We start from the raw sequence: 21,182 nt of genomic DNA, 5'->3' as shown, positions 1-21,182 counted from the left end.
GGCCACTATCATCGAACGGTGCATGTACCTGACGGATTCATCAACGCCCCCACCTCCGTGGCCACCGGAGTCGTCGCGGCGGGTGCCGTCGCCGTGAGCCTGCGCGGCGCGCGCCGTGAACTCGACGAGCGCACCGCGCCGCTGGCCGGCCTGGTGGCGGCGTTCGTCTTCGCCGTCCAGATGCTCAACTTCCCGGTCGCCGCGGGCACCAGCGGGCACCTCCTCGGCGGGGCACTCGCCGCGATACTCGTCGGCCCCTACACCGGCGTCCTGTGCATAGCCGTCGTCCTGCTCATGCAGGGCATCCTCTTCGCGGACGGCGGTCTCACCGCGCTCGGCGTCAACATCACCGACATGGCCGTGGTCACGGTGATCGTCGCCTACGCGCTCTTCCGCGGCCTGGTCACGGTGCTGCCGCGCACCCGCCGCTCCGTCACCGCCGCCTCCTTCGCCGCCGCGCTGATCTCGGTGCCGGCCGCCGCGCTGGCCTTCACGTTCTTCTACTGGATCGGCGGCACCACCGACGTCGCCATCGGCAAGGTCGCCGGCGCCATGGTCGGCGTGCACGTGCTGATCGGCATCGGCGAGGCCGCGATCACCGCGCTGACCGTCGGTGCCGTGATCGCCGTACGCCCCGACCTGGTGTACGGCGCGCGCGGTCTGCGGGCCCCGCTGAAGCTGCGGGTGGGCGGCGAACTCGTCGACGCGCCCGCCCCCGAGGCCGCCCCGGCCGCGGCCCGCGCCTCGCACCGCGCGGTGTGGATCGGCGGGCTCGTCGCCTCCCTGGTCCTCGCCGGGTTCGTCAGCTTCTACGCCTCCGCCGACCCCGACGGCCTGGAGAAGGTCGCCGCCGACCACGGCATCGACGAGAAGGCGGAGGAGCACGCCGTCGCCGGCTCCCCGCTCGCCGACTACGGGGTCAAGGACGTCGACGACGCCCGGATCTCCGGCGGCCTCGCCGGCGTGATCGGCGTCGGCGTGACCGTCGTCGCGGGCACCGCGGTGTTCTGGGCGGTGCGCCGCCGTCGCGCCGCGGACACCTCGCCGTCGTCCACCACCACCCCCGAGAGCGTCTGACGCCATGGGTGCGGGGCACGCGCACCGGCTGTACCGGCGAGGCGACTCGCCGGTACACGCGCTGCCGCCGCACACCAAGCTCGCCGCCGTCTTCGCCTTCGTCCTGGTCGTGGTCTCGACCCCGCGGGAGGCGATGTGGGCGTTCGGGCTGTACGCGCTGCTGCTCGCCGCCGTCGCCCGCATCGCGCGCGTGCCCGCCGGGTTCCTGCTGAGGCGGCTGCTGATCGAGGTGCCGTTCGTCGCGTTCGCGGTGCTCATGCCGTTCGTGGCGGAGGGCGAGCGGGTCGAGGTGCTGGGCGTGTCCCTCAGCGTGAGCGGGCTGTGGGGCGCCTGGAACGTGCTCGCCAAGGGCACCCTCGGCGTCGCCGCCTCCGTCCTGCTGGCCGCCACCACCGAGCTGCGGGAACTGCTGCTGGGGCTCCAGCGGCTGAGGCTGCCGCCGCTGCTGGTGCAGATCGCCTCCTTCATGATCCGTTACGGCGACCTGATCACCGACGAGATGCGTCGCATGCGGATCGCCCGCGAGTCGCGCGGCTTCGAGGCGCGCGGCGTGCGGCACTGGGGCGTGCTCGCGAAGTCGGCGGGCGCCCTGTTCATCCGCTCCTACGAGCGCGGGGAGCGCGTGCACCTGGCCATGGTCAGCCGGGGCTACGCCGGAGCCATGCCCGTCATTGACGAGGTGACCGCGTCCCGCGCGCAGTGGTCGTACGCCCTCGCCCTGCCCGCCGCCGCGCTCGTGGTCTGTCTGCTGGGATGGATGCTGTGACAGCTTCTGTGGCCTCTTCGCCTGCTCCGCCGTCCCTGGAGGTCTCCGGCCTCGCCTTCGCCTACCCCGACGGGCACCAGGCCCTGTTCGGTGTGGACTTCTCGATCGCGCGCGGCGAGCGGGTGGCGCTGCTCGGGCCGAACGGCGCGGGCAAGACGACCCTCGTGCTGCACCTCAACGGCATCCTGACCGGCGGCACCGGCACGGTGCGGGTCGCCGGGCTGCCGGTGGACAAGCGGAACATGGCTCGGATCCGGCGCAAGGTCGGCATCGTCTTCCAGGACCCCGACGACCAGCTGTTCATGCCGACCGTGCGGGAGGACGTGGCGTTCGGGCCGGCGGCGGCCGGGCTGAAGGGCGCCGAGCTGGAGGCGCGGGTCGACCGCGCGCTGGAGCGGGTCGGCATGGCGGCGTTCAGGGACCGCCCGCCGCACCACCTCTCCTTCGGGCAGCGGCGCCGGGTGGCCGTCGCGACGGTGCTCGCCATGGAGCCGGAGATCCTGGTCCTGGACGAGCCGTCGTCCAACCTGGACCCCGCCTCCCGCCGCGAACTGGCCGACATCCTGCGCTCGCTGGACGTGACCGTGCTGATGGTCACCCACGACCTGCCGTACGCCCTGGAGCTGTGCCCGCGCTCGCTGATCCTCAGCGAGGGCGTCATCTCGGCCGACGGGCCGACCGGGACGCTGCTGTCCGACGCGGCCCTGATGCGCGCCCACCGCCTGGAGCTGCCGTTCGGCTTCGATCCGCGGTCCGTGACAATGGGCGCGTGACGCGCCGAGACGACGAGGCAGTCGAGCGGGCCGAACGGCCGCCGCTCCTCGACCAGCAGCTGTGCTTCGCGCTGTACGCCGCCCAGCGCGCGGTGACCGCCGCGTACCGCCCGCTCCTGGACGAGCTGGGCCTCACCTACCCGCAGTACCTCGTGCTGCTCGTGCTGTGGGAGCGCGGCGAGACCACGGTGAAGGAGCTGGCGGGCGCGCTGCGCCTGGACTACGGCACCGTCTCGCCGCTGCTCAAGCGGCTGGAGAGCGCCGGTCTCGTACGCCGGGAGCGCGCGGCGCACGACGAGCGCTCGGTGCTCGTGGTGTGCACGGGGCGCGCGGAGGAACTGCGGGAGCGCGCGGCACGGCTGCCCGCCGCCCTGCTCACGGCCACGGGCCTCGATCCGGCGGACGTGGTGCGGATGCGCGAGGAGCTGTGGCAGCTCGCCCACCGCGCTGAGGAGGCGGCGGCCCGCGCCCTCTGAGCCGGCCACCTCCCGCACGGAACGCCTCCGCACGCGAACACCTCCCGCACGAGGCATCTCCGCGCGGAACGCCTCCCGTACGGCCGCCCCCGCCGGCCGGCGGGCTGTTACCCGCGGTCGCTCCCCCTCGCCGCGTCCGCCGTACCTACTCGCCGGTACCTTGTGCACGATGCATCCGCTGATCCGCCCTGGGGGAGGTCCCGCCGTGTCCGAAGGCGTCGCCGTCGACACCCGCCCGACGAAGATCGTGTACGTCGCCGAAGCCACCGCGCACGGCGGCCGGGACGGCTATGTGACCAGCCAGGACGGCCAGCTCCAGCTGAAGGTGGCGATGCCTCCGGAGCTGGGCGGCGACGGCAACGGCACCAACCCCGAGCAGCTGTTCGCGGCCGGCTACAGCTCCTGCTTCCACAACGCGCTGATCCTGGTCGGCAACCGCGAGGGCTACGACCTCACCGGCTCCACGGTCGCCGCCAAGGTGGGCATCGGCCCGAACCGCAGCCGCGGCTACGGCCTCGCGGTCGCCCTCAGCGTCTCGCTGCCCGTCCTCGACGCGGACGTCGCCGCCCGGCTGGTCGAGGCGGCGCACGAGGTCTGCCCGTACTCCAACGCCACCCGCGGGAACATCGACGTGACGATTCTGCTTGGCTGAGCAGGGCACCCGCACCGCAGGAGGAGGAGTACGGACGTGGATGTCAACGGCACCGTGGCCGAGGGGTTCGAGCCGGTCAGGGACGCGTTCGTACGGAACTTCGAGACGCTCGGCGAGCGGGGCGCCGCGGTGGCCGTCTACCGGGACGGGCACAAGGTGGCCGACCTGTGGGGCGGCACCCGCGATGTCGACGGCAGCGAGCCGTGGCAGCCCGGCACCGCCCAGATCGTCCGCTCGGCGACCAAGGGCGTCGCCGCCGCCGTCCTGCTGCTGCTGCACCAGCGCGGCGAACTGGACCTGGACGCGCCGGTCGGCGAGTGGTGGCCGGAGTACAAGGCGGCGGGCAAGGAGCGCACCCTGGTCCGGCATCTGCTCGCGCACCGCGCGGGCGTGCCCCTGCTGGACCGGCCGCTGACGCCCACCGAGGCCGCCGATCCGGTGCTCGGCGCGGCGGCGGTCGCGGCGCAGGCGCCGGTGTGGGAGCCGGGCACGGACCACGGCTACCACCCGCACACGTTCAGCTGGCTCGTGGCCGAGCTGGTGCGCCGGGTCACCGGCCGGCCGGTCGGCGAGTGGATCGCCGACGAGATCGCGGGCCCGGTCGCGGCGGACTTCCGGCTCGGGGTGCCCGCGGACGGGGCGGCGCGGGTGGGCCGGGTCGGCCCGGTGACGGGCGAGGAGTCGGCCGGTGCCCTGCGGACCCGCCCGAAGCGCGCGGTCACCGACGCCTATGCCGACCCCGGCTCCCTGACCCGCCGCGCGTTCGGCGCGATCTCGCCGAAGCCCGACGAGAACGACCCGGTCTACCGCGCCGCCGCCCTGCCCGGCTCGGGCGGCGTCGCCACCGCCGACGGGCTGGCCCGGATCTACGCCTCCCTGATCGGGGAGGTCGACGGCGGCGTCAGGCTCTTCACCCCACAGACGGTCGAGCTCGCGCGCGGCGAGCAGTCCGCGGGCCCGGACCGGGTGCTGGTCGTGAACACCCGCTTCGGCCTCGGCTACATGCTGCACGGCAGCGCGTCCCCGCTGCTGTCCCCCGGTTCCTTCGGACATCCGGGCCGCGGCGGCTCGCTCGGCTTCGCCGACCCGGAGTCGGGGATCGCCTTCGGCTATGTGACGAACGGATTCCGCAAGAGCGTCACGGCGGACCCGCGCGCGCAGGCGCTGGTGAGGGCGGTCCGCGCCGCCCTCACCAGCGCCTGATCCGCCGCGGGCTCACACGTGGATGGGGTGGGAGGTCCGCCCCGACGCCGAGTCGATCTCGTCGTGCGCCTTGGTGAGCAGCCGCATGGCGAGTTCGTTCAGCGCGCGGGCCCCGGCGATCTCCTCGCCCACCCTGGGCTGATTCGCGTCCGTGTGGTGCCTGCTGGCGTGCCCGTGGGAGCGCACCTCGCTGCCGTCGGGCAGCCGTACCAGCGCGGCGGCCTCGGTGTGCCGTTCGTCCTCCTTGAACTCCAGCTCGACGTGCCATCCCACCGCGGTGTGCATGGTCATGACGATCACCTCCGGAAGAACCTGCTTCCAGAGTGCTCCTGATGGCGTACGGATGCATCCATTAGGGGATGTTCCGGACGGAACCGGCGCGCGGCGGGCAGCCGACCGGAGGGAGAGGGAGACAGGGAGCGATCATGGGAACGTACGTGCGCCTCGGTGAGGTCGACACCTGGTACGACGAGCACGGCGCCGGAGAGCCGCTGGTGCTGCTGCACGGCGGCCTGGTGGACGCCCGGTTCTTCGAGCCCAACCTCGGCCCGCTAGCCGAGCACTTCCGCGTCTACACCCCGGAGCGCCGGGGCCACGGCCACACCCCGGACGTGCCGGGCCCGATCACCTACGGGCTGATGGCCGACGACACCATCGCCTTCCTGGAGGCGGTGGTCGGCGAACCGGCCGATCTCGTCGGGCACAGCGACGGGGCGTTCGTGGCGATGCTGGTGGCCATGCGGCGGCCCGAGCTGGTGAAGCGGCTGGTGATGATCAGCGGCGGGTTCAGCAAGGAGGGCGACGCCGTGCCGGACGCCGAGTGGGACGTCGACGCGATCTCCGCGTTCCTCGGCCCGGCCTACGGCGAGGTGTCCCCGGACGGCATCGGCCACTTCCGGGTCGTCGCGCGCAAGATCGGCGACATGGCCGCGAAGGAGCCGTGTCTGAAGGCCTGCGACCTCGCGGCGGTCACCGCGCGGTCGCTGGTGATGTTCGCCGACGACGACCTGGTCACCATGCGGCACATGGTGGACATGTACGACGCGCTGCCCCACGCCGAGCTGGCCGTCGTCCCCGGCACCTCGCACTTCCTCACCCAGGAGAAGCCGCACCTGGTCAACGCGCTCGTGCTGGACTTCCTCACCCGCGAGCCGGTGCCGGTGGTGGCCCCGATCCGGCGGGCGCCGGGAAAGCCGTGAGCCGCGTCGACGGCGTCGGTGACCGCGGGGATCAGGCGCCGCCGGTCCCGCCTCCGGTCCCGCCGCCGCCCTCGCGGACGTCGGCCAGGGTGCCGCCGGCGTGCGCGATCAGCGTCGCGGGTGCCATGGGGAAGACGGTGTGCGGGTCGCCGGCCGCCGCCCACACCACGTCGTGACCGAGCAGCCCGCGGTCGGCGAGCACCCGGGTCGCCGTCCGGTGCCCGAAGGGCGGCACGCCCCCGATGGCGTACCCCGTGGTCTCCCGTACGACTCCGGCGTCGGCCCGGGTGACCCGCTGGGCGCCGAGCGCCCGCCGCACCAGCTCCACGTCGACCCGGGAGGCGCCGTCGACCAGCACCAGCACCGGCTCCCCGTCGGCGGCGAAGACCAGCGACTTGCAGATCTGGCTCAGCTCGCAGCCGATCGCGGCGGCGGCCTCGGCGGCGGTCCGGGTCCGGTCCGGGAACCGGCGGACCCTCCCCAGCACCTCCGCGAGGCCCATCCCGCGCAGGGCCTCGGCGAATCGGGGGTGGGCTCCGTGGTTTTCGGTGGCGGTGGTTGCGCTCGTCATGGAGGGCAACCTAGTGGCGGGTGTACGGGGCACGCGAGTGCTTATCGCGCGGGCGGCGCGGGCCGCGCGGGCCCGGACGGGCCGCGCCGGCGGCAGGGAACGACGACCGCGCCGGCGGGGTGGAACGACGAAGCCGGTGAGGGCGCCCCGTCCCACGGAGCCCTCACCGGCTGGTCCCGGACGGCCGGCGGACGGGCCGCGGGCCGGGCGGTCAGACGCGGACCAGTTCGCGGTCCTCGTCGGGGTCCTTGCCACCGTCGGACCCGGTGCGCAGGCCCTCGCCCTCGACGTCGACGTTGGGCAACGCGCGGTCCAGCCACTTCGGCAGCCACCAGGCGGCCTTGCCGAGCAGGGCGAGCACCGCCGGGACGATCGCCATGCGGACGACGAACGCGTCGAAGAAGACGGCGATGGCCAGGCCGAAGCCGATCATCTTGACCATGGACTCGCTGGAGCCGATGAAGCCCGCGAAGACCGCCATCATGATCACCGCGGCGGCGGTGACGACCCGCGCGCCGTGCTTGAAGCCGGTCACGACCGCCTGGCCCGGCTTCTCGCCGTGGACGTATGCCTCGCGCATCCGGGTCACGAGGAACACCTCGTAGTCCATGGCCAGGCCGAAGACCACGCCGACCATGAAGATCGGCATCATCGACATGACCGGGCCGGTCTCCTCGACGCCCATCAGGCCGGACAGCCAGCCCCACTGGAAGACCGCGACGACCGCGCCGAGCGCCGCGAGCACGCTGAGCAGGAAGCCGAGGGCCGCCTTCAGCGGGACGAGGATCGACCGGAAGACCACGATCAGCAGCAGGAAGGCGAGGCCGACCACCAGGGCCAGATACGGCAGCAGCGCGTCGTTCAGCTTCTGCGAGACGTCGATGTTCATCGCCGTGGCGCCGGTGACCAGCACCTGGCCGTCCTGGCCGGCGGCCACCTCGGCGCCGTTGTCGCGGATGGCGTGGACCAGCTCCTCGGTGGCGGCCGAGGACGGCTTGGCGTCCGGGATCACGGTGATGGTCGCGGTGTCGCCGGCCTTGTTGGGCGCCGGCGGGGTCACCGTCACCACGTTGTCGAGGCCCTTGACCTCGCCCGCGACGTCCGTGAACAGGGCCTGCGGGTCCGCGCTGCCCTTGCCGTCGACGACGACCATCAGCGGGCCGTTGAAGCCGGGGCCGAAGCCCTCGGACAGCAGGTCGTAGGCGCGGCGCTGGGTGGTCGACGTCGGCTGGGAGCCGTCGTCGGGCAGGCCCAGTTCCAGCGAGGTCGCGGGCACGGCCGCGGCGCCCAGGCCGATCACGCCGAGCAGCAGCACGGCCACCGGGCGGCGCACCACGAAGCCGGCCCAGCGGGTGCCCATGTTCGGGCGGGCCGGCTTCTTCGGCGTGCGGCCGCCGCCGAGGAGCTTGCTCTTCTCGCCGGTCGGGCGGACCCTGCGGCCGGCGTAGCCGAGCAGCGCGGGGATCATGGTGAGCGCGATCAGGACGGCGATGGCGACCGTGCCCGCCGCGGCGATGCCCATCTTGGTCAGCATCGGGATGTTGACGACCGACAGGCCGACCAGGGCGATGACGACGGTGAGGCCGGCGAAGACCACCGCGGAACCGGCTGTGCCGACGGCCCGGCCGGCCGCCTCCTCGCGGTCGCGCCCCTCGGCGAGTTCCGCGCGGTAGCGGGAGACGATGAACAGGGCGTAGTCGATGCCGACCGCCAGGCCGATCATCGTGGCGAGGGTGGAGGTGGTGGAACCCAGGTCGAGGGGGCTCGCCAGCGCGGTGATCGTCGCGACTCCGATGCCGACGCCGATGATGGCGGTGAGCAGCGGGAGTCCGGCGGCGAGCAGCGAGCCGAAGGTGATGACGAGGACGACCGCGGCGACGGCGATGCCGATGATCTCGGAGCTGCCGGTGTGCGGTACGGCCTGGAGGGCGTCACCGCCGATCTCGACGGTCAGCCCGGCGTCCCGCGCGTCCTCGGCGGCGCCTTCCAGGGCCTCCTTGGTGCTGTCCTTCAGCTCCATGCCGGAGACCTTGTAGGAGACCTGCGCGTAGGCGATCGTGCCGTCCCGGCTGACGGCCTTGGCCTGGTACGGGTCGGCGACGGAGGCGACCTCGGAGCCGTCGGCCAGCTCCCGCACGGTCTTCTCGACGGTCGCCTTGTTCTCGGCGTCGGTCATCTTCTCGCCCGCGGGGGCCTTGAAGACGACCCGCGCGGTGGCGCCGTCGGCGCTCATGCCGGGGAAGCGCTCCTCCAGCAGGTCGAAGGCCTTCTGGGCCTCGGTGCCGGGGATCGAGAAGGACGTGGTGCCGGGGGTGGGGGCGCTTGCCGCGCCGACGCCCGCGAGCGTCAGCAGCGCCACCCATATGAGGGCGACGAGGTGCCTTCGCCGGAACGAGAACCGGCCGAGTCGGTAGAGAAACGTGGCCACGAGGGCGTACTCCCGGTCAGTCGTGGGGTGGTCAGGGCGTGGGTCATCGGCCCGACGACGTGAGCGGTCGCGTCAGGTGGTGCTGAGCGGGGAGCTCAGGGGTGCTGAGCGGGGTGCTCAGGTGGTGGGGACGCCGAGGGCGGGGAGGACCACGGCGTCGATGTACGAGATGAGGAAGGACTGCGTCGGCGGCAGCTCGTCGATCAGCGCCCGGGTGACGAACGCGCCCAGCAGCATGTGCAGCACGAACTCCATCGCCGGGTTGTCCTCGCGGACCTCACCCCGGTCGACGGCGCGCCGCAGCAGGCGCCGGAACTCGTCCAGCTCCGGTTCGATGAGCAGTTCCTTGAACGCCCGCAGCAGGTCGGGGTTGGTGTGGACCGCCATGGCCAGACCCCGCATCAGCGCGGTGTTCTGTTCCATCGTGCAGTCGTCCTCGCGGGACACGAGGGCGAGGAAGTCGCCCCGCAGCGACCCGGTGTCGACGTCGGCGACCCGGCCCGGCTTCATGTGCCGCATCGCCTTCGCCACCAGCTCGGCCTTGCCGCCCCACTGGCGGTAGAGCGTGGCCTTGCTGGAGTGGGTGCGGGCGGCGACGGCGTCCATGGTCAGGGCGTCGTAGCCGACTTCGCGGAGCAGGTCGAGCACGGCCGTGTACAGCTCGGCCTCCCGCTCGGGCGTGAGCCGGCTGCGCCGCGGGGTGGCGGTGTCGGCCATGACTCTCACCTTCTTCCTGCTGCGACTTTCCGGCCTCGGCTTTTCCCGCCTCGGCATTCCGGCTTCGGGGCATGTCCTGCTCAGGATCCGCTTCGAACGAAACGGTTTCGTACACGACCCACTGTAACGCCCCGCCTTAGCGAAACGAAACCGTTTCGTACGTGCGCTGGGTCACGTCTGTCAACGCCGCATAAGTTGCTCGGCCCCCATACCGGGCAAAGCATGAAGAGGTGACCTATCTGCGCCTCCCCCACCTCCACCGTGACCTGCTGTGCTTCGTGGCCGAGGACGACCTCTGGCTGGCCCCGCTCGACGGACCGGGCCGCGCCTGGCGGCTCACCGCCGACCGCACCAAGACCGGCCACCCCCGCTTCTCCCCCGACGGCCGGCACATCGCGTACACGAGCTGGCGCAGTCTCGTCCCGGAGATCCACCTGGTGCCCGTGGCCGGCGGACCGTCCCGGCAGCTCACCTACTGGGGCAGCCCCGACACCCGGGTCTGCGGCTGGACGCCCCCCGAGGGGGACGGTCCCGGCGACATCCTCGCCGTCGCCTCCCACGGCGAGCCCTTCTCCTACTTCACCTGGGCGTACAAGGTCTCGACGGACGGCGACCCGGGCCGCAAGCTGCCCTGGGGCCCGGTCACCGACCTCCAGGTCGCCGACCTCCCCGACGGGCACCGCACCCTGCTGCTCACCGGCACCCCGCCGCACGAGCCCGCCGCGTGGAAGCGCTACCGGGGCGGCGCCATGGGCCGCCTCTGGCTGCACGGGCAGCGCCTCCTCGCCGGCCTGGAGGGCCATCTGCACTCACCGATGTTCGTCGGCGACCGGATCGCCTTCCTCTCCGACCACGAGGGCGTCGGCAACCTCTACTCCTGCGCCCACGACGGCAGCGACCTGCGCCGCCACACCGACCACGACGCCTTCTACGCCCGGCACGCCGCCAGCGACGGCACCCGGGTGGTCTACCAGTGCGCCGGCGACCTGTGGATCGTCGACGACCTCGCCCCCGACGCCGTACCGCGCAGGCTCGACGTCCGGCTCGACGGGCCGCGCACCGGCCGCCGCCCGTACCAGGTGCCGGCCGCCCAGCACGTCGACGCGCTCTCCGTCGACGAGACGGGCCGCGCCAGCGCCGTCGTCGTGCGCGGCAGCCTGTACTGGCTCACCCACCGCGACGGCCCCGCCCGCACCCTCACCGACACCCCCGGCGTCCGCGTCCGGCTGCCCGAGATGCTGGGCTCGCGCGGGCAGGTGGCGTACGTGACCGACGCGGAGGGCGAGGACGCGGTCGAGATCGCGTCGCTGCCGCGGGCCACCGGCGACCGCGAGCCCCGGCGGCTCGCCTCGGGCCGGCTCGGCCGCGTCCTGGAACTGGTGGCCGACCCGCGGGGCGAACGCCTCGCCGTCGCCGCGCACGACGGCCGGCTGCTGCTGCTCGACGCGAGCGAGGAGTCGGACGGCGAGGTCACCGAGCTGATCCGGTCGGACAACGGCCCGGTCCGCGACCTCGCCTTCTCGCCGGACGGCTGCTGGCTGACCTGGTCCCACCCCGGCATCGGCCGCTCGCTGCGGCAGATCAAGCTGGCCCGGATCGCCGGCGCCGCGGCCGGCGGCGAGGGCGCCCCGGCCGTCGTCGACGTCACCAACGGCCGCTTCGAGGACGAGAACCCGGTCTTCACCCGCGACGGCCGCTACCTCGCCTTCCTCTCCTGGCGCGGCTTCGACCCGGTCTACGACGTGCACACCGGCGACCTGTCCTTCCCGCTCGGCTGCCGCCCCTACCTGGTGCCGCTGTCCTCGGCGACCCCGTCCCCGTTCGCCCTCGACCCGGACGGCCGCCCCGCCGCCGGCGGCCTCGGACAGCTCGGCGACGTCGGTGACCTCGGCGAGGCGGGCGGCGGCGAGGGCACCGTCACCGTTGAGGTCGAGGGCCTGGAGAGCAGGGTCACGCCGTTCCCGGTCGCCGCCTCCAAGTACTCGGCGCTCGCCCCCGTCGCGGGCGGCGGACTGGTCTGGCTGCGCTGGCCGATCTCCGGCGCGCTCGGCGAGACCTTCGTCAACCCGGACGACACCACCGGCCGCCCCACCCTGGAGTACTTCACCATCACCAAGGCCAAGCGGTCCGAACTCGTCGCGCACCTCGACTGGTTCGCGGTCAGCGGCGACGGCAGCCGCCTGGTCGTGGTCGACGAGGGCGACCTGCGCGCGGTCCCGGCCACGGAGAGCGGCGACAGCGACACCACCACCTGGATCGACCTGCGCCGCATCCTGCACCAGGTCGACCCGGGCGCCGAGTGGCGCCAGGCCTACGAGGAGGCGGGCCGGCTGATCCGCGCCTACTTCTGGGACCCCGGCATGTGCGGGATCGACTGGGACGCCGTCCTCGACCAGTACCGTCCGCTGGTCGACCGGGTCGCCACCCCCGACGAGTTCGCCGACCTGCTGCGCGAGGTCCTCGGCGAACTGGGCACCTCCCACGCCTACGTCAGCGCCGCCCGCCGCAACGAGGGTCCGCCCCACTACCAGCGCTGGCAGGGCCTGCTCGGCGCCAACCTCGTCTGCCGGGACGGCCGGTGGACGGTCAAGCGCATCCTCCCCGGCGACTCGTCCGACTCCAAGGCCCGTTCCCCGCTGGCCGGTTCGGGCATCCGCGAGGGCGCGGTCCTCACCCACGTCGACGGCCGGCCCGTGGACCCGGTGGCGGGCCCGTTCCCGCTGCTCGCGGGCGCGGGCGGTACGACCGTGGAGCTGACGTTCACGTCCCCGGAACCCACGGAGCCCGCCGAGTCCGCCCAGCCCACGGAGCCCGCCGAGCCCGCCGAGCCCGCCGAGCCCGCCGAGCCCGCGGGGCCCACCGGGGATTCCGCCGCCGCCCCCGACGGCGCGGGCGCGGGCCGCTCCCGCCGCGTCGCCGTCGTCCCCCTCGTCGACGAGCGGCCGCTGCGCTACCAGGACTGGGTGGCCAAACGCCGCGAGGTGGTCCGCGAACTGAGCGACGGGCGCTGCGGCTATCTGCACATCCCCGACATGGGCGGCTCCGGCTGGGCCCAGTTCAACCGCGATCTGCGCATGGAGGTCTCCCGGCCCGCCCTCATCGTCGACGTGCGCGGCAATGCCGGCGGCCACATCAGCGAACTCGTCATCGAGAAGCTGACCCGCACCATCCTCGGCTGGGACCTCACCCGCGACGCGCAGCCGGTGTCGTACACCTCCAACGCCCCGCGCGGGCCCGTGGTGGCGCTCGCCGACGAGGCGACCTCCTCCGACGGCGACATGATCACGGCCGCGTTCAAACTGCTGAAGCTGGGCCCGGTGGTCGGCCAGCGCACCTGGGGCGGCGTGGTCGGCATGACCGGCCGCCACCGCCTCGGCGACGGCACCGTGATCACCGTGCCGATGAACGCGGCCTGGTTCGACGCCTACGGCTGGTCCGTCGAGAACCAGGGCGTCAGCCCCGACGTGGAGGCCCTGCGCACCCCCCTGGACTGGGCCGAGGGCCGCTACGCCCAGCTCGACGACGCCGTCCACCTCGCCCTCGACCTGCTGCGGACGCAGCCCGCCGCCACACCGCCGGACCACCGCGACGTACCGGACCGGTCGCGGCCGAAGCTGCCGCCGCGGACCTGACCGCCGCCGCCCATGGCAACGCGGGGTGCCCTCCGTGCGGGAGGGCACCCCGCGCCGGCCGGAGCCGAGCGCTTACCGGTCGCGGTCGTAGTCCGTACCGAAGCGCTCCTCGTCCTCCTGCTCCTGCGGCGTCAGAGCGTCGTCACGACGCTGGCCACGGCGGTTGTGGACCTGCTCCTTGGCCTGGTCCACCTTCTCGCGGGCCTGCTGCTGGAACTGCTCGGACTGCTCCTGGAACTTGTCCTTCATACCCATGTGGTGTCACTCCTTGTGACTGGGGGGAGTTGGGGCCCCCGAGTGGGGGCTCACTCAGATTCACACGGGCCGCGACGCTCTGCATGTCGATCAGTCACGCTGCGTAGCCCGCACCGCGCGGGCCTGTTCGTCCGCCGCGCCGCCCGCGCCGACCAGCCCGGTGCGCATCCCCTCCAGCCGGTCCGCGAACCGCCGCATCTCCCGCTGCCCGACCGTCCCGATCAGCGCCGGCAGATACCCGCGCACGCCCTGCATCCCGCGCAGCCACCACTGCCCGTACACGTGCGCCGAGCGCCGCTCGATCCCGGCCACGAGCCGGTCCACCGCCGGGCCCAGCGGATACGTCTTGTTCGACGGCCACGGCAGCCGCTGCCGCAACTCCCGCATGACGTCGTCCTGATCGGCCCCGCGCACCATGTCGGTGTCCGTCCAGGACAGGTAACCGACGCCGACCCGCACGCCCTTGTGACCGACCTCCGCGCGCAGGCTGTGCGCGTACGCCTCCACACCCGACTTGGACGCGCAGTACGCCGTCATCATCGGCGCCGGGGTGATGGCGGCGAGCGAGGCGATCTGCAGCAGATAGCCGCGGCTCTCCGTCAGCACCGGCAGGAACGCCCGCGCGGTCACCGCCGAGCCGATGAGGTTGACCTCGATGACGCGCCGCCAGGCCTCCGGATCGGAGTCGGCGAACGGACCGCCGGTCGCCACACCCGCGTTGGCGACCACGATGTCGACCCTGCCGAACCGCTCCTTGACCTCCCGCGCGACCCGGGCCATCGCCTCGTGGTCCGTGACGTCGGCGTACCAGTGGTCGCTCTCGCTGTGCAGCCGGGACGCGACGTCCTTGAGCGCGTCCGGCTCCAGCCCGACCAGCGCGACCTTCACCCCGCGCGCCGACAGCTTGCGCGCGAGCAGCTCACCGACACCGCGCGCGGCCCCCGTGACGACCGCGACCTGACCCTCCAGGCTCACCCTGCTCATGCGCCCTCCCTCACCTTCGCGTACGTCGTGACGAGTTGCCGTATCTTCTCCGTGACCGGCTCGGGGGCCTCCACCGGTGTCATGTGCCCCACTCCGGGCAGCTCGGTGAGGCCGGCCGCGTGCGGCAGCGCGGCGGCGAGCGCCCGCGCGTGCACGGGCGGCGTGAGCCGGTCGTGCGTGCCGACGACGACCTCGGCGGGCACGCTCAACTCCCGTACGGCGTGGTCGAGGTCGAGCACCTCCAGGACCCGCGACCAGGTGTGGCGTACGGCGCGCGGGCAGGCGTGCACGATCCGGGCGCACGCCTCCACCATGTGCGGACCCGAACCGGCGCCCATGGTCCCGTACTTGAGGATCCGCCTCGCGAGGGGTGTGACCGGCCCGAGCGGGGCGCGCGAGCCGAGGATGCGCCGCGTCAGCCAGGTCCGCAGCCGCCCGGGCCGCAGGGGGACGACGGTGGCGGCGGCGACCAGCTGCGAACTGCCCGTGCTGCACAGCAGGACGGCCGCGGCGTGCGCCCGCAGCCGGGGGCGGGTGGCCGCCGCCAGGATCGTCATGCCGCCCATGGAGTGGCCGGCGAGCACCGCCTTCTCGCCGGGCGCGAGGGTGGCGGCGAGGACGGCTTCCAGGTCGTCGGCGAGCGTGTCGGTGGTGCACGAGCGGCTCACCGGGCTGCGGCCGTGGCCGCGCTGGTCGTAGGCGATGACCCGGTGGCCGGCGGCCAGGGCGCGGATCTGCGCCGCCCAGAAGGCGGTCGAGCAGGTCCAGCCGTGGATGAGGACGACGGGCGGCGCGCCATCGGGCCCGTGCACCTCGACGTGCAGCCGCGCGCCGTCGGCGGAGACGGCGGTCAGCTCGCGGGCGGGGGCGGGCGGGGCGTAGGGGCCGGACCGGACGTGCAGGAGGCGGCTCACCGGGCGGCCTCGGCGGAAGCCTCGGCCGCACGCCCACCGGACCGCTCCCCGGCCCCCGCGGCACTCTCACCAGACCGCTCCCCGGCCCCCGCGGCACTCTCACCGGACCGCTCCCCGGCCCCCGCGGCCCCCTCACCGGCCTTCCTCGCCGGCGGCCGCAGCACCTCGTACTCCAGCAGGTCCACCCGCCGCGTCGCCCGCCGGAACTCCGCCGTCGTGCCCGGCCAGATGGTGGTGTTGCGGCCGCTCGCGTCCAGGTACCAGCTGGTGCAGCCGCCGGTGTTCCACACCGTGCGCTTCATCCGCTCCTGCACCCGCCGGTTCCAGGCGTGCACCGCGCTGGGGCGGGCGTCGAGCGCGACGCGCCCGCCGAGCACGTCGAGCTGCCGGATGTAGTCGGCCAGGTAGTTCAGCTGGGACTCGATCATCAGGATCATCGAGGAGTTCCCGAGGCCGGTGTTGGGCCCGATGATCGTCATCCAGTTGGGGAAGCCGGCCGCGGAGGCGCCGCGCAGGGCCTCCATGCCGCCCTTCCAGACCTCGGCGAGCGTCCTGCCCTCCGCCCCGACGACCCGCTCGGCGATCGGCATGTCGGTGACGTGGAAGCCGGTGCCGAAGACGATCGCGTCGACCTCGGCCTCGCTGCCGTCGGCGGCGACCAGCGTGGAGCCGCGCACCTCGGCCAGCCCGGACGCGACGACGTCGACATTCGGCCGGGCGAGCGCCGGATAGTAGTCGCTGGACAGCAGGATCCGCTTGCAGCCGATGCGGTAGTCGGGCGTGAGCTTGGCCCGCAGCGCCGGGTCCTTGATGGCGCGGGCCATGTTGCGCTTGGCCAGCTGCTCGACGAGGCCCAGCTCGTCGGGGCGCTTGGTGAACGCCTGGACCTGCAACTCCCGGATGCCCCACAGCAGTCCGCGCCGGGCCTGGGCGGTGAACGGCAGTTTCCGGTGCAGCCAGCGCTCGACGCCGCTGATCGCGCGGTCCATGCGGGGCATCACCCACGGGGGCGTGCGCTGGAAGAGGGTGAGCCTGCCGACCTGCGGCTGGATGGCGGGCACGATCTGGATGGCGGAGGCCCCCGTCCCCACCATGGCGACCCGCTTGCCGCGCAGGTCGTAGTCGTGGTCCCAGCGCGCGGAGTGGAACACCTTGCCGGGGAACGAGTCCAGGCCGGGGATCTCGGGGATCTTCGGATCGGACAGCGGGCCGGTGGCGGAGACCACGAGGTCGGCGGTGAGCCGCCCGGAGGCGGTCTCGATGTCCCAGCGCAGCCGCTCCGCGTCCCAGGTCATCAGCTTGACCTCGGAGTCGAACCGCAGGTGCGGCCGCAGTCCGAAGACGTCGGCGACCCGCTCCAGATAGGCGCGGATGTGCTCCTGCCCGGAGAAGGCGCGCGGCCAGTCGGGGTTGGGCGCGAAGGAGAACGAGTAGAGGTGGGACGGCACGTCGCAGGCGCATCCCGGATAGCTGTTGTCCCGCCAGGTCCCGCCGACGCTGCCGGCGCGTTCCAGGACGACGAAGTCGGTGATCCCCTCGCGGCGCAATCGCACGGCGGCCCCCAGTCCGCCGAATCCGGACCCGACCACCGCCACCCGTACATGCTCGTGCTCGTGCTCGGCCATCCCGAAGCCTCCACGCATCGCTCTCGACCATGCCAGTGAACACTGGCGCAATGGGGAGAGTAGAGGAGAGCCGTACCCACCGGTAGGGGTCGGCGCCAGGAAAGTTACCGCCGGTACGACTTAGGGTGCGGACGTGGCAGACAAGGCAGCGAGGCATCCCGACGAGCCGGCGAAGCGCGAGTACCGCATGGAGGAACTGGCCCGCCTGGCCGGCATCACGGTGCGCACCCTGCGCTTCTACCGCGAACGCAAACTCATCCCGCCACCCCGCCGCGAGGGCCGTATCGCCTGGTACGACGACCATCACCTGGCCCGCCTGCGCACCATCTCCGCCCTGCTGGAACGGGGTCACACCCTGAACGGCATAGCCGAACTCGCCGAGGCCTTCGACCACGGCCGCGACGTCGGCGACCTGCTCGGCCTCGGCGCCCCCACCGAGGAGACCCCGGTCCGCCTCACCCCCGAGGAACTCGCCGACCACTTCGCCGGCCAGGCCACCCCCGAGAACCTCGCCGCCGCGATGGAACTCGGCTACCTCGGCACCGACGGCGAGGAGATCGTCCACATCAGCCGCCGCCTGCTGGACGTCTCCGCCACCCTGGTCCGCGAGGGCATCCCGCTCGCCGACGTCCTGACCGCCGCCAAACGCGTCCGCGAACACGCCGACGCCCTGGCCGACCTCTTCGCCGACCTGATCCTCCGCCACGCCCCGGAAGACCGCCTCCCCCACCTGCGCCCCCTGGCCCGCAGCGTGGTGGAGGCAGAACTCTCGCTCGCCCTGGACCGGCGGATGCGCACGCAGGGTCAGAGGTCGTAGACGACGGTCACCGGCGCGTGGTCCGACCAGCGCTCCGCGTGCGTGGCCGCCCGCTCGACGTACCCCTTGACCGCCCTGGCCGCCAGACCCGGCGTGGCCACGTGGTAGTCGATCCTCCATCCTGAATCGTTGTCGAAAGCCCGCCCCCGGTAGGACCACCAGGTGTACGGCCCCTCGACGTCCGGGTACAGGGACCGGACGACGTCGACGTAGCCGCCGGCCTCCGGGGTGAGGACCTGGGTGAGCCACTCGCGTTCCTCGGGCAGGAAGCCGGAGTTCTTGGTGTTGCCGCGCCAGTTCTTCAGGTCGGCCCGCTGGTGGGCGATGTTCCAGTCGCCGCAGACCAGCACCTCGCGCCCGTCGGCGGCGGCGCGCTCGCGCAGTTCCTTGAGGTAGGCCGAGAACTCGCCCATGAAGCGGACCTTCTCGTCCTGCCGCTCGGTGCCGACCTCGCCGGAGGGGAGGTAGAGGGAGGCGACGGTCACACCGGGCAGGTCGGCCTCGACGTAGCGCCCGCTGCCGTCGAACTCGGCCGAGCCGAACCCGACGCGCACGCGGTCCGGTTCGCGCCGGGTGTAGAGCGAGACGCCCGCGCGCCCCTTCGCGGCGGCCGGGGCGTGCACGACATGCCAGCCCTCCGGCTGCCGTACCCGCTCGGGCAGCTGCTGCGGCTCCGCGCGGACCTCCTGAAGGCACAGCACATCGGCGTCGGTACCGGCCAGCCACTCCACGAAGCCCTTCTTCGCGGCAGCGCGCAGCCCGTTCACATTCACGGAGGTCACAGTCAGCACCCCGGCACGATACCGGCACACTGGACCGAGTCCGGATTCCGACGGCCCCGCCCCTGCATAGAAGTACGATGCCTCACATGAATATACGCCGTGTGCCCTTCGACCACCCCGACGCCGTGAAGCTCAACGACGAGGTCCAGGCCGAGTACCACGAGCGCTACGGCGACGGCGGCGACGCCACCGTGCTCGCCCCGGAGGACTTCGAGCCCCCGAACGGCGTGTACTTCATCGGATACGACGAGCTGGACCGCCCGGTGGCCACCGGCGGCTGGCGGCGCCAGGACAGGAACGACGAGGGCAACGAGGACGGCGACGCCGAGCTGAAGCGCATGTATGTGATCAGACAGATGCGCGGCCGCGGCCTCGCCCGGCGCATGCTCGCGGCCCTGGAGGCGGACGCCCGCGCGGCCGGCCGTGTCCGCATGGTCCTGGAGACCGGCACCGAGCAGCCGGAGGCCATCGCCCTGTACACGTCCAGCGGCTACGAGCCCTGCGCCAAGTTCGGCTACTACCGCTTCCACGAGTCGAGCCGCTGCTACGCGAAGGCCCTGTGACGTGCGCCACCTGAGGGCCCGTCACGGGCCCTCGTCGGGGCGGCGCACACGACAAGCGCGGGAAATACGATAGAGCCCCGCTGGTTTCCCAGCGGGGCTCTATGCTGCGTGGACCTGAGGGGATTTGAACCCCTGGCCCCCTCGATGCGAACGAGGTGCGCTACCGGACTGCGCCACAGGCCCTTGCAACGAGTGAAACTTTAGCACCCCGATCGGCCTGCTCGGAAATCCGGTCCCGGCCGGGGCCCGGGGACCTACTCGTTGGCCGCGCGCGGCCGGTCCCCGTCCTCGTACTGATCGAACAGCGGCGTACGCCCCCGCTCCCGGGCCCGCCGGGCCGAGGCCGCCCGCCGGGCGTCGCTGCGGCCGTCGCCCTCCGGCCGGTCTCCCGCCAGGTCCGCTTCCGCGTCGCCCGGCTCGTCCCCGGCCGGCTCGGCGGCCGCCCGGGTCTCCTCCTCCCGCGCGACGGCGCTCGACCGCGCCGAGCTCCAGGCGTCCGGCGCCCCGAGGTCGACGTCGGCCGTGGCGCGCGGCGCGACCGGCGCGGTGACGTAGGTCGGCAGCGGTACCGGGACCGGCTCCCAGCTGTCCCCGTGCCCCGGCCGCCGCTGCCGCTCGCGCTGCTGGTCGACCCACTCGGCGTGGTCGGTCTGCTCGACGAGCGCGCGCCGGTCCGCGGCGAGCGCCGACAGGCCGGGATCGGCGTCCGGTTCCGGGCCTTCGTCGGGTTCGTCGCTGTCGGCGGGGGCGGACGGCTGCCGGCGCGGCTGGCGCGCCCGCTCCCGCAGCCGCTGGGCGGCGGCCTCCGCGCGGCGGCGGTCCATCTGGTAGGCGAAGCGGCGGCGTTCCTGGCTGCGCAGATAGGCGATGTACGCGCTGAGCAGCACGGCGGGCACGCCGGGCGCCCACAGGAAGGCGAGTCCGCCGACGGCGGCCACGACCGAGCCCATGGTGAAGGCGAGGAAGAGCACCACGGTGGTGCGCCGACGGCGCGCGAGCACCTTCGAGCGCCGGGCGCGCGCGGCGGCGGCCTCCGCGCCCGGTGCCCGCCGGGCCCCCGGTACCTGCCCCCGTACGCCCCCGGCACCGGTGCCGCGCGCGGAGGCGCCGCCGGAGGTGTGCGCGGACGAGGAGGCGGATGCCGGGCTGCCGCCGGGCACCGCCTGCCCGGACGCCTGGCCGGAGCCCGGTGCCTGGCCGGATGCCTGGCCGGGCGCGGACGCCTGGCCGGACCCGGATGCCGGGGTGCCGCCGGAGGCCTGCCCTGCCGTGGCGCCCGGTCCGCGGGCCGGCAGGGGCACCTGCGTGTGCGGGCGGGTCGGGGGCATGGCGAAGGCCCGGACGTCCACCGAGTCGGTGACCGCTTCCGGGTCGCTCAGGGCGGGCTCCGCCTCGTCGGCGGAGCGCGCCTGCAGGTCCTTGGCGTACCGGCGCTCCATCCCGGCCCGTCCGGACAGCAACCGGATGGCTGTGCTGAAGCGTTCCGTCGGACGGGCCTCGTTCAGCTCGTCCTGCCTACGGAGCCACATCGGCACCAAGTAGGCGGCCCAGGCCCCGACGATGACTGCGTAGATGAGGCCGCTGCTGCTCACGCCTCACACGGTAGAGGGGTTTGCGTGAGGCCATCCGCCAATTGAGCCGGTGTGTCGCACGATCTGGCTGATATTTCTAGCTTTTTTTGTGACGGATGCGATCAGCAGCCCGATCCGACTGTGAATTCCGGGCATCGAACCGGTCATCGAGCCCAG

At 73.3% G+C, this 21,182-nt stretch carries 20 protein-coding genes and 1 tRNA gene; 10 read left to right on the top strand and 11 right to left on the bottom strand.

The annotated features are described in order from the left end of the window. Positions 1–18 precede the first annotated feature (18 nt). The 6 genes from AB0K92_RS05735 to AB0K92_RS05710 all read left to right on the top strand — a co-directional run bounded on the left by AB0K92_RS05735 (position 19) and on the right by AB0K92_RS05710 (position 4,947). Positions 19–1,077: an energy-coupling factor ABC transporter permease gene (locus AB0K92_RS05735; RefSeq protein ID WP_365919727.1), complete on the top strand. Its 1,059-nt coding sequence runs from the start codon at positions 19–21 to the stop codon at positions 1,075–1,077. A gap of 4 nt (positions 1,078–1,081) precedes the next feature. Continuing rightward, positions 1,082–1,843, top strand: coding sequence for a cobalt ECF transporter T component CbiQ (gene cbiQ, locus AB0K92_RS05730; RefSeq protein WP_365919725.1), 762 nt, complete (start codon positions 1,082–1,084; stop codon positions 1,841–1,843). Continuing rightward, on the top strand, positions 1,831–2,616 hold the full coding sequence (locus tag AB0K92_RS05725; protein ID WP_365919723.1) for an ABC transporter ATP-binding protein: 786 nt from the start codon (positions 1,831–1,833) through the stop codon (positions 2,614–2,616). Before cbiQ ends, AB0K92_RS05725 begins: the two co-directional genes overlap by 13 nt. Beyond that, positions 2,613–3,092 (top strand): MarR family transcriptional regulator, encoded by a 480-nt coding sequence (locus tag AB0K92_RS05720; protein WP_365919721.1) that lies wholly within the window; start codon positions 2,613–2,615, stop codon positions 3,090–3,092. The genes AB0K92_RS05725 and AB0K92_RS05720 overlap by 4 nt, the downstream gene beginning before the upstream one ends. Positions 3,093–3,297: 205 nt before the next feature. Continuing rightward, on the top strand, positions 3,298–3,744 hold the full coding sequence (locus AB0K92_RS05715; protein WP_165999623.1) for an organic hydroperoxide resistance protein: 447 nt from the start codon (positions 3,298–3,300) through the stop codon (positions 3,742–3,744). Positions 3,745–3,780: 36 nt separating this feature from the next. Then, positions 3,781–4,947, top strand: a complete 1,167-nt coding sequence (locus tag AB0K92_RS05710) for a serine hydrolase domain-containing protein (protein WP_365919718.1) — start codon at positions 3,781–3,783, stop codon at positions 4,945–4,947. Positions 4,948–4,959: 12 nt separating this feature from the next. Here AB0K92_RS05710 and AB0K92_RS05705 read toward each other — a convergent pair whose 3' ends face one another. After that, the gene (locus tag AB0K92_RS05705) at positions 4,960–5,238 is read right to left on the bottom strand and encodes a DUF1876 domain-containing protein (protein WP_365919716.1); all 279 of its coding nucleotides are present in this window, start codon (positions 5,236–5,238) and stop codon (positions 4,960–4,962) included. A 134-nt stretch (positions 5,239–5,372) separates the two neighbouring features. Between AB0K92_RS05705 and AB0K92_RS05700 the strand changes: the two genes are divergently transcribed. Next, entirely contained in the window at positions 5,373–6,146 is a 774-nt protein-coding gene (locus AB0K92_RS05700) for an alpha/beta hydrolase (protein WP_365919714.1), read from the top strand. Between the two features lie 31 nt (positions 6,147–6,177). Here AB0K92_RS05700 and AB0K92_RS05695 read toward each other — a convergent pair whose 3' ends face one another. From AB0K92_RS05695 to AB0K92_RS05685, 3 genes are all read right to left on the bottom strand, one after another. Next, complete coding sequence (locus tag AB0K92_RS05695) at positions 6,178–6,717, bottom strand: YbaK/EbsC family protein (protein ID WP_365919712.1); 540 nt, start codon at positions 6,715–6,717, stop codon at positions 6,178–6,180. A 211-nt stretch (positions 6,718–6,928) separates the two neighbouring features. Then, positions 6,929–9,145: an MMPL family transporter gene (locus AB0K92_RS05690; protein ID WP_365919710.1), complete on the bottom strand. Its 2,217-nt coding sequence runs from the start codon at positions 9,143–9,145 to the stop codon at positions 6,929–6,931. Between the two features lie 117 nt (positions 9,146–9,262). Further along, positions 9,263–9,862 carry a TetR/AcrR family transcriptional regulator gene (locus tag AB0K92_RS05685; protein WP_165999634.1) on the bottom strand — a complete coding sequence of 200 codons (600 nt, stop codon included), beginning with the start codon at positions 9,860–9,862 and terminating at the stop codon, positions 9,263–9,265. Between the two features lie 230 nt (positions 9,863–10,092). Between AB0K92_RS05685 and AB0K92_RS05680 the strand changes: the two genes are divergently transcribed. Further along, complete coding sequence (locus tag AB0K92_RS05680; protein ID WP_365919708.1) at positions 10,093–13,494, top strand: S41 family peptidase; 3,402 nt, start codon at positions 10,093–10,095, stop codon at positions 13,492–13,494. A gap of 72 nt (positions 13,495–13,566) precedes the next feature. Here the strand turns inward: AB0K92_RS05680 and AB0K92_RS05675 are convergent, their stop codons facing one another. From AB0K92_RS05675 to AB0K92_RS05660, 4 genes are all read right to left on the bottom strand, one after another. Then, positions 13,567–13,749, bottom strand: coding sequence for a hypothetical protein (locus AB0K92_RS05675; RefSeq protein WP_365919706.1), 183 nt, complete (start codon positions 13,747–13,749; stop codon positions 13,567–13,569). A gap of 90 nt (positions 13,750–13,839) precedes the next feature. Further along, positions 13,840–14,733 (bottom strand): SDR family oxidoreductase, encoded by an 894-nt coding sequence (locus AB0K92_RS05670; protein WP_365919704.1) that lies wholly within the window; start codon positions 14,731–14,733, stop codon positions 13,840–13,842. Beyond that, positions 14,730–15,647, bottom strand: a complete 918-nt coding sequence (locus tag AB0K92_RS05665) for an alpha/beta hydrolase (protein WP_365919702.1) — start codon at positions 15,645–15,647, stop codon at positions 14,730–14,732. The genes AB0K92_RS05670 and AB0K92_RS05665 overlap by 4 nt, the downstream gene beginning before the upstream one ends. Next, a complete protein-coding gene (locus tag AB0K92_RS05660; protein ID WP_365919700.1) occupies positions 15,644–17,272 on the bottom strand; it encodes an NAD(P)/FAD-dependent oxidoreductase in 1,629 nt (542 codons plus the stop codon). Before AB0K92_RS05660 ends, AB0K92_RS05665 begins: the two co-directional genes overlap by 4 nt. Positions 17,273–17,459: 187 nt before the next feature. On the opposite strand from AB0K92_RS05660, the gene AB0K92_RS05655 reads away from it, so the two are divergent. Further along, positions 17,460–18,089, top strand: a complete 630-nt coding sequence (locus AB0K92_RS05655; RefSeq protein ID WP_365919906.1) for a MerR family transcriptional regulator — start codon at positions 17,460–17,462, stop codon at positions 18,087–18,089. Here the strand turns inward: AB0K92_RS05655 and AB0K92_RS05650 are convergent. Continuing rightward, positions 18,077–18,880: an exodeoxyribonuclease III gene (locus AB0K92_RS05650; protein ID WP_365919698.1), complete on the bottom strand. Its 804-nt coding sequence runs from the start codon at positions 18,878–18,880 to the stop codon at positions 18,077–18,079. The genes AB0K92_RS05655 and AB0K92_RS05650 overlap by 13 nt on opposite strands. A gap of 77 nt (positions 18,881–18,957) precedes the next feature. Between AB0K92_RS05650 and AB0K92_RS05645 the strand changes: the two genes are divergently transcribed. Further along, positions 18,958–19,434: a GNAT family N-acetyltransferase gene (locus AB0K92_RS05645; RefSeq protein ID WP_365919696.1), complete on the top strand. Its 477-nt coding sequence runs from the start codon at positions 18,958–18,960 to the stop codon at positions 19,432–19,434. A 109-nt stretch (positions 19,435–19,543) separates the two neighbouring features. On the opposite strand, the gene AB0K92_RS05640 is transcribed toward AB0K92_RS05645, so the two are convergent. After that, positions 19,544–19,617, bottom strand: a tRNA-Ala gene (locus AB0K92_RS05640). Between the two features lie 71 nt (positions 19,618–19,688). Continuing rightward, positions 19,689–21,026 carry a gephyrin-like molybdotransferase receptor GlpR gene (gene glpR, locus AB0K92_RS05635; RefSeq protein ID WP_365919694.1) on the bottom strand — a complete coding sequence of 446 codons (1,338 nt, stop codon included), beginning with the start codon at positions 21,024–21,026 and terminating at the stop codon, positions 19,689–19,691. Positions 21,027–21,182: the final 156 nt, after the last annotated feature.

Source organism: Streptomyces sp. NPDC052687 (assembly GCF_040678395.1).
Taxonomy (GTDB): Bacteria; Actinomycetota; Actinomycetes; order Streptomycetales; family Streptomycetaceae; genus Streptomyces.
Note: the sequence above shows the minus strand (reverse complement) of the source record. Positions and strands in the feature narration are given on the sequence as shown.

Coding starts and splice junctions, on each gene's coding strand:
- cbiQ (WP_365919725.1), top strand. CDS start 1,082: ATGGGTGCGGGGCACGCGCACCGGCTGTACCGGCGAGGCGACTCGCCG.
- AB0K92_RS05660 (WP_365919700.1), bottom strand. CDS start 17,272: ATGGCCGAGCACGAGCACGAGCATGTACGGGTGGCGGTGGTCGGGTCC.
- AB0K92_RS05645 (WP_365919696.1), top strand. CDS start 18,958: ATGAATATACGCCGTGTGCCCTTCGACCACCCCGACGCCGTGAAGCTC.
- AB0K92_RS05685 (WP_165999634.1), bottom strand. CDS start 9,862: ATGGCCGACACCGCCACCCCGCGGCGCAGCCGGCTCACGCCCGAGCGG.
- AB0K92_RS05675 (WP_365919706.1), bottom strand. CDS start 13,749: ATGGGTATGAAGGACAAGTTCCAGGAGCAGTCCGAGCAGTTCCAGCAG.
- AB0K92_RS05725 (WP_365919723.1), top strand. CDS start 1,831: ATGGATGCTGTGACAGCTTCTGTGGCCTCTTCGCCTGCTCCGCCGTCC.
- AB0K92_RS05670 (WP_365919704.1), bottom strand. CDS start 14,733: ATGAGCAGGGTGAGCCTGGAGGGTCAGGTCGCGGTCGTCACGGGGGCC.
- AB0K92_RS05705 (WP_365919716.1), bottom strand. CDS start 5,238: ATGACCATGCACACCGCGGTGGGATGGCACGTCGAGCTGGAGTTCAAG.
- AB0K92_RS05655 (WP_365919906.1), top strand. CDS start 17,460: ATGGAGGAACTGGCCCGCCTGGCCGGCATCACGGTGCGCACCCTGCGC.
- AB0K92_RS05695 (WP_365919712.1), bottom strand. CDS start 6,717: ATGACGAGCGCAACCACCGCCACCGAAAACCACGGAGCCCACCCCCGA.
- AB0K92_RS05700 (WP_365919714.1), top strand. CDS start 5,373: ATGGGAACGTACGTGCGCCTCGGTGAGGTCGACACCTGGTACGACGAG.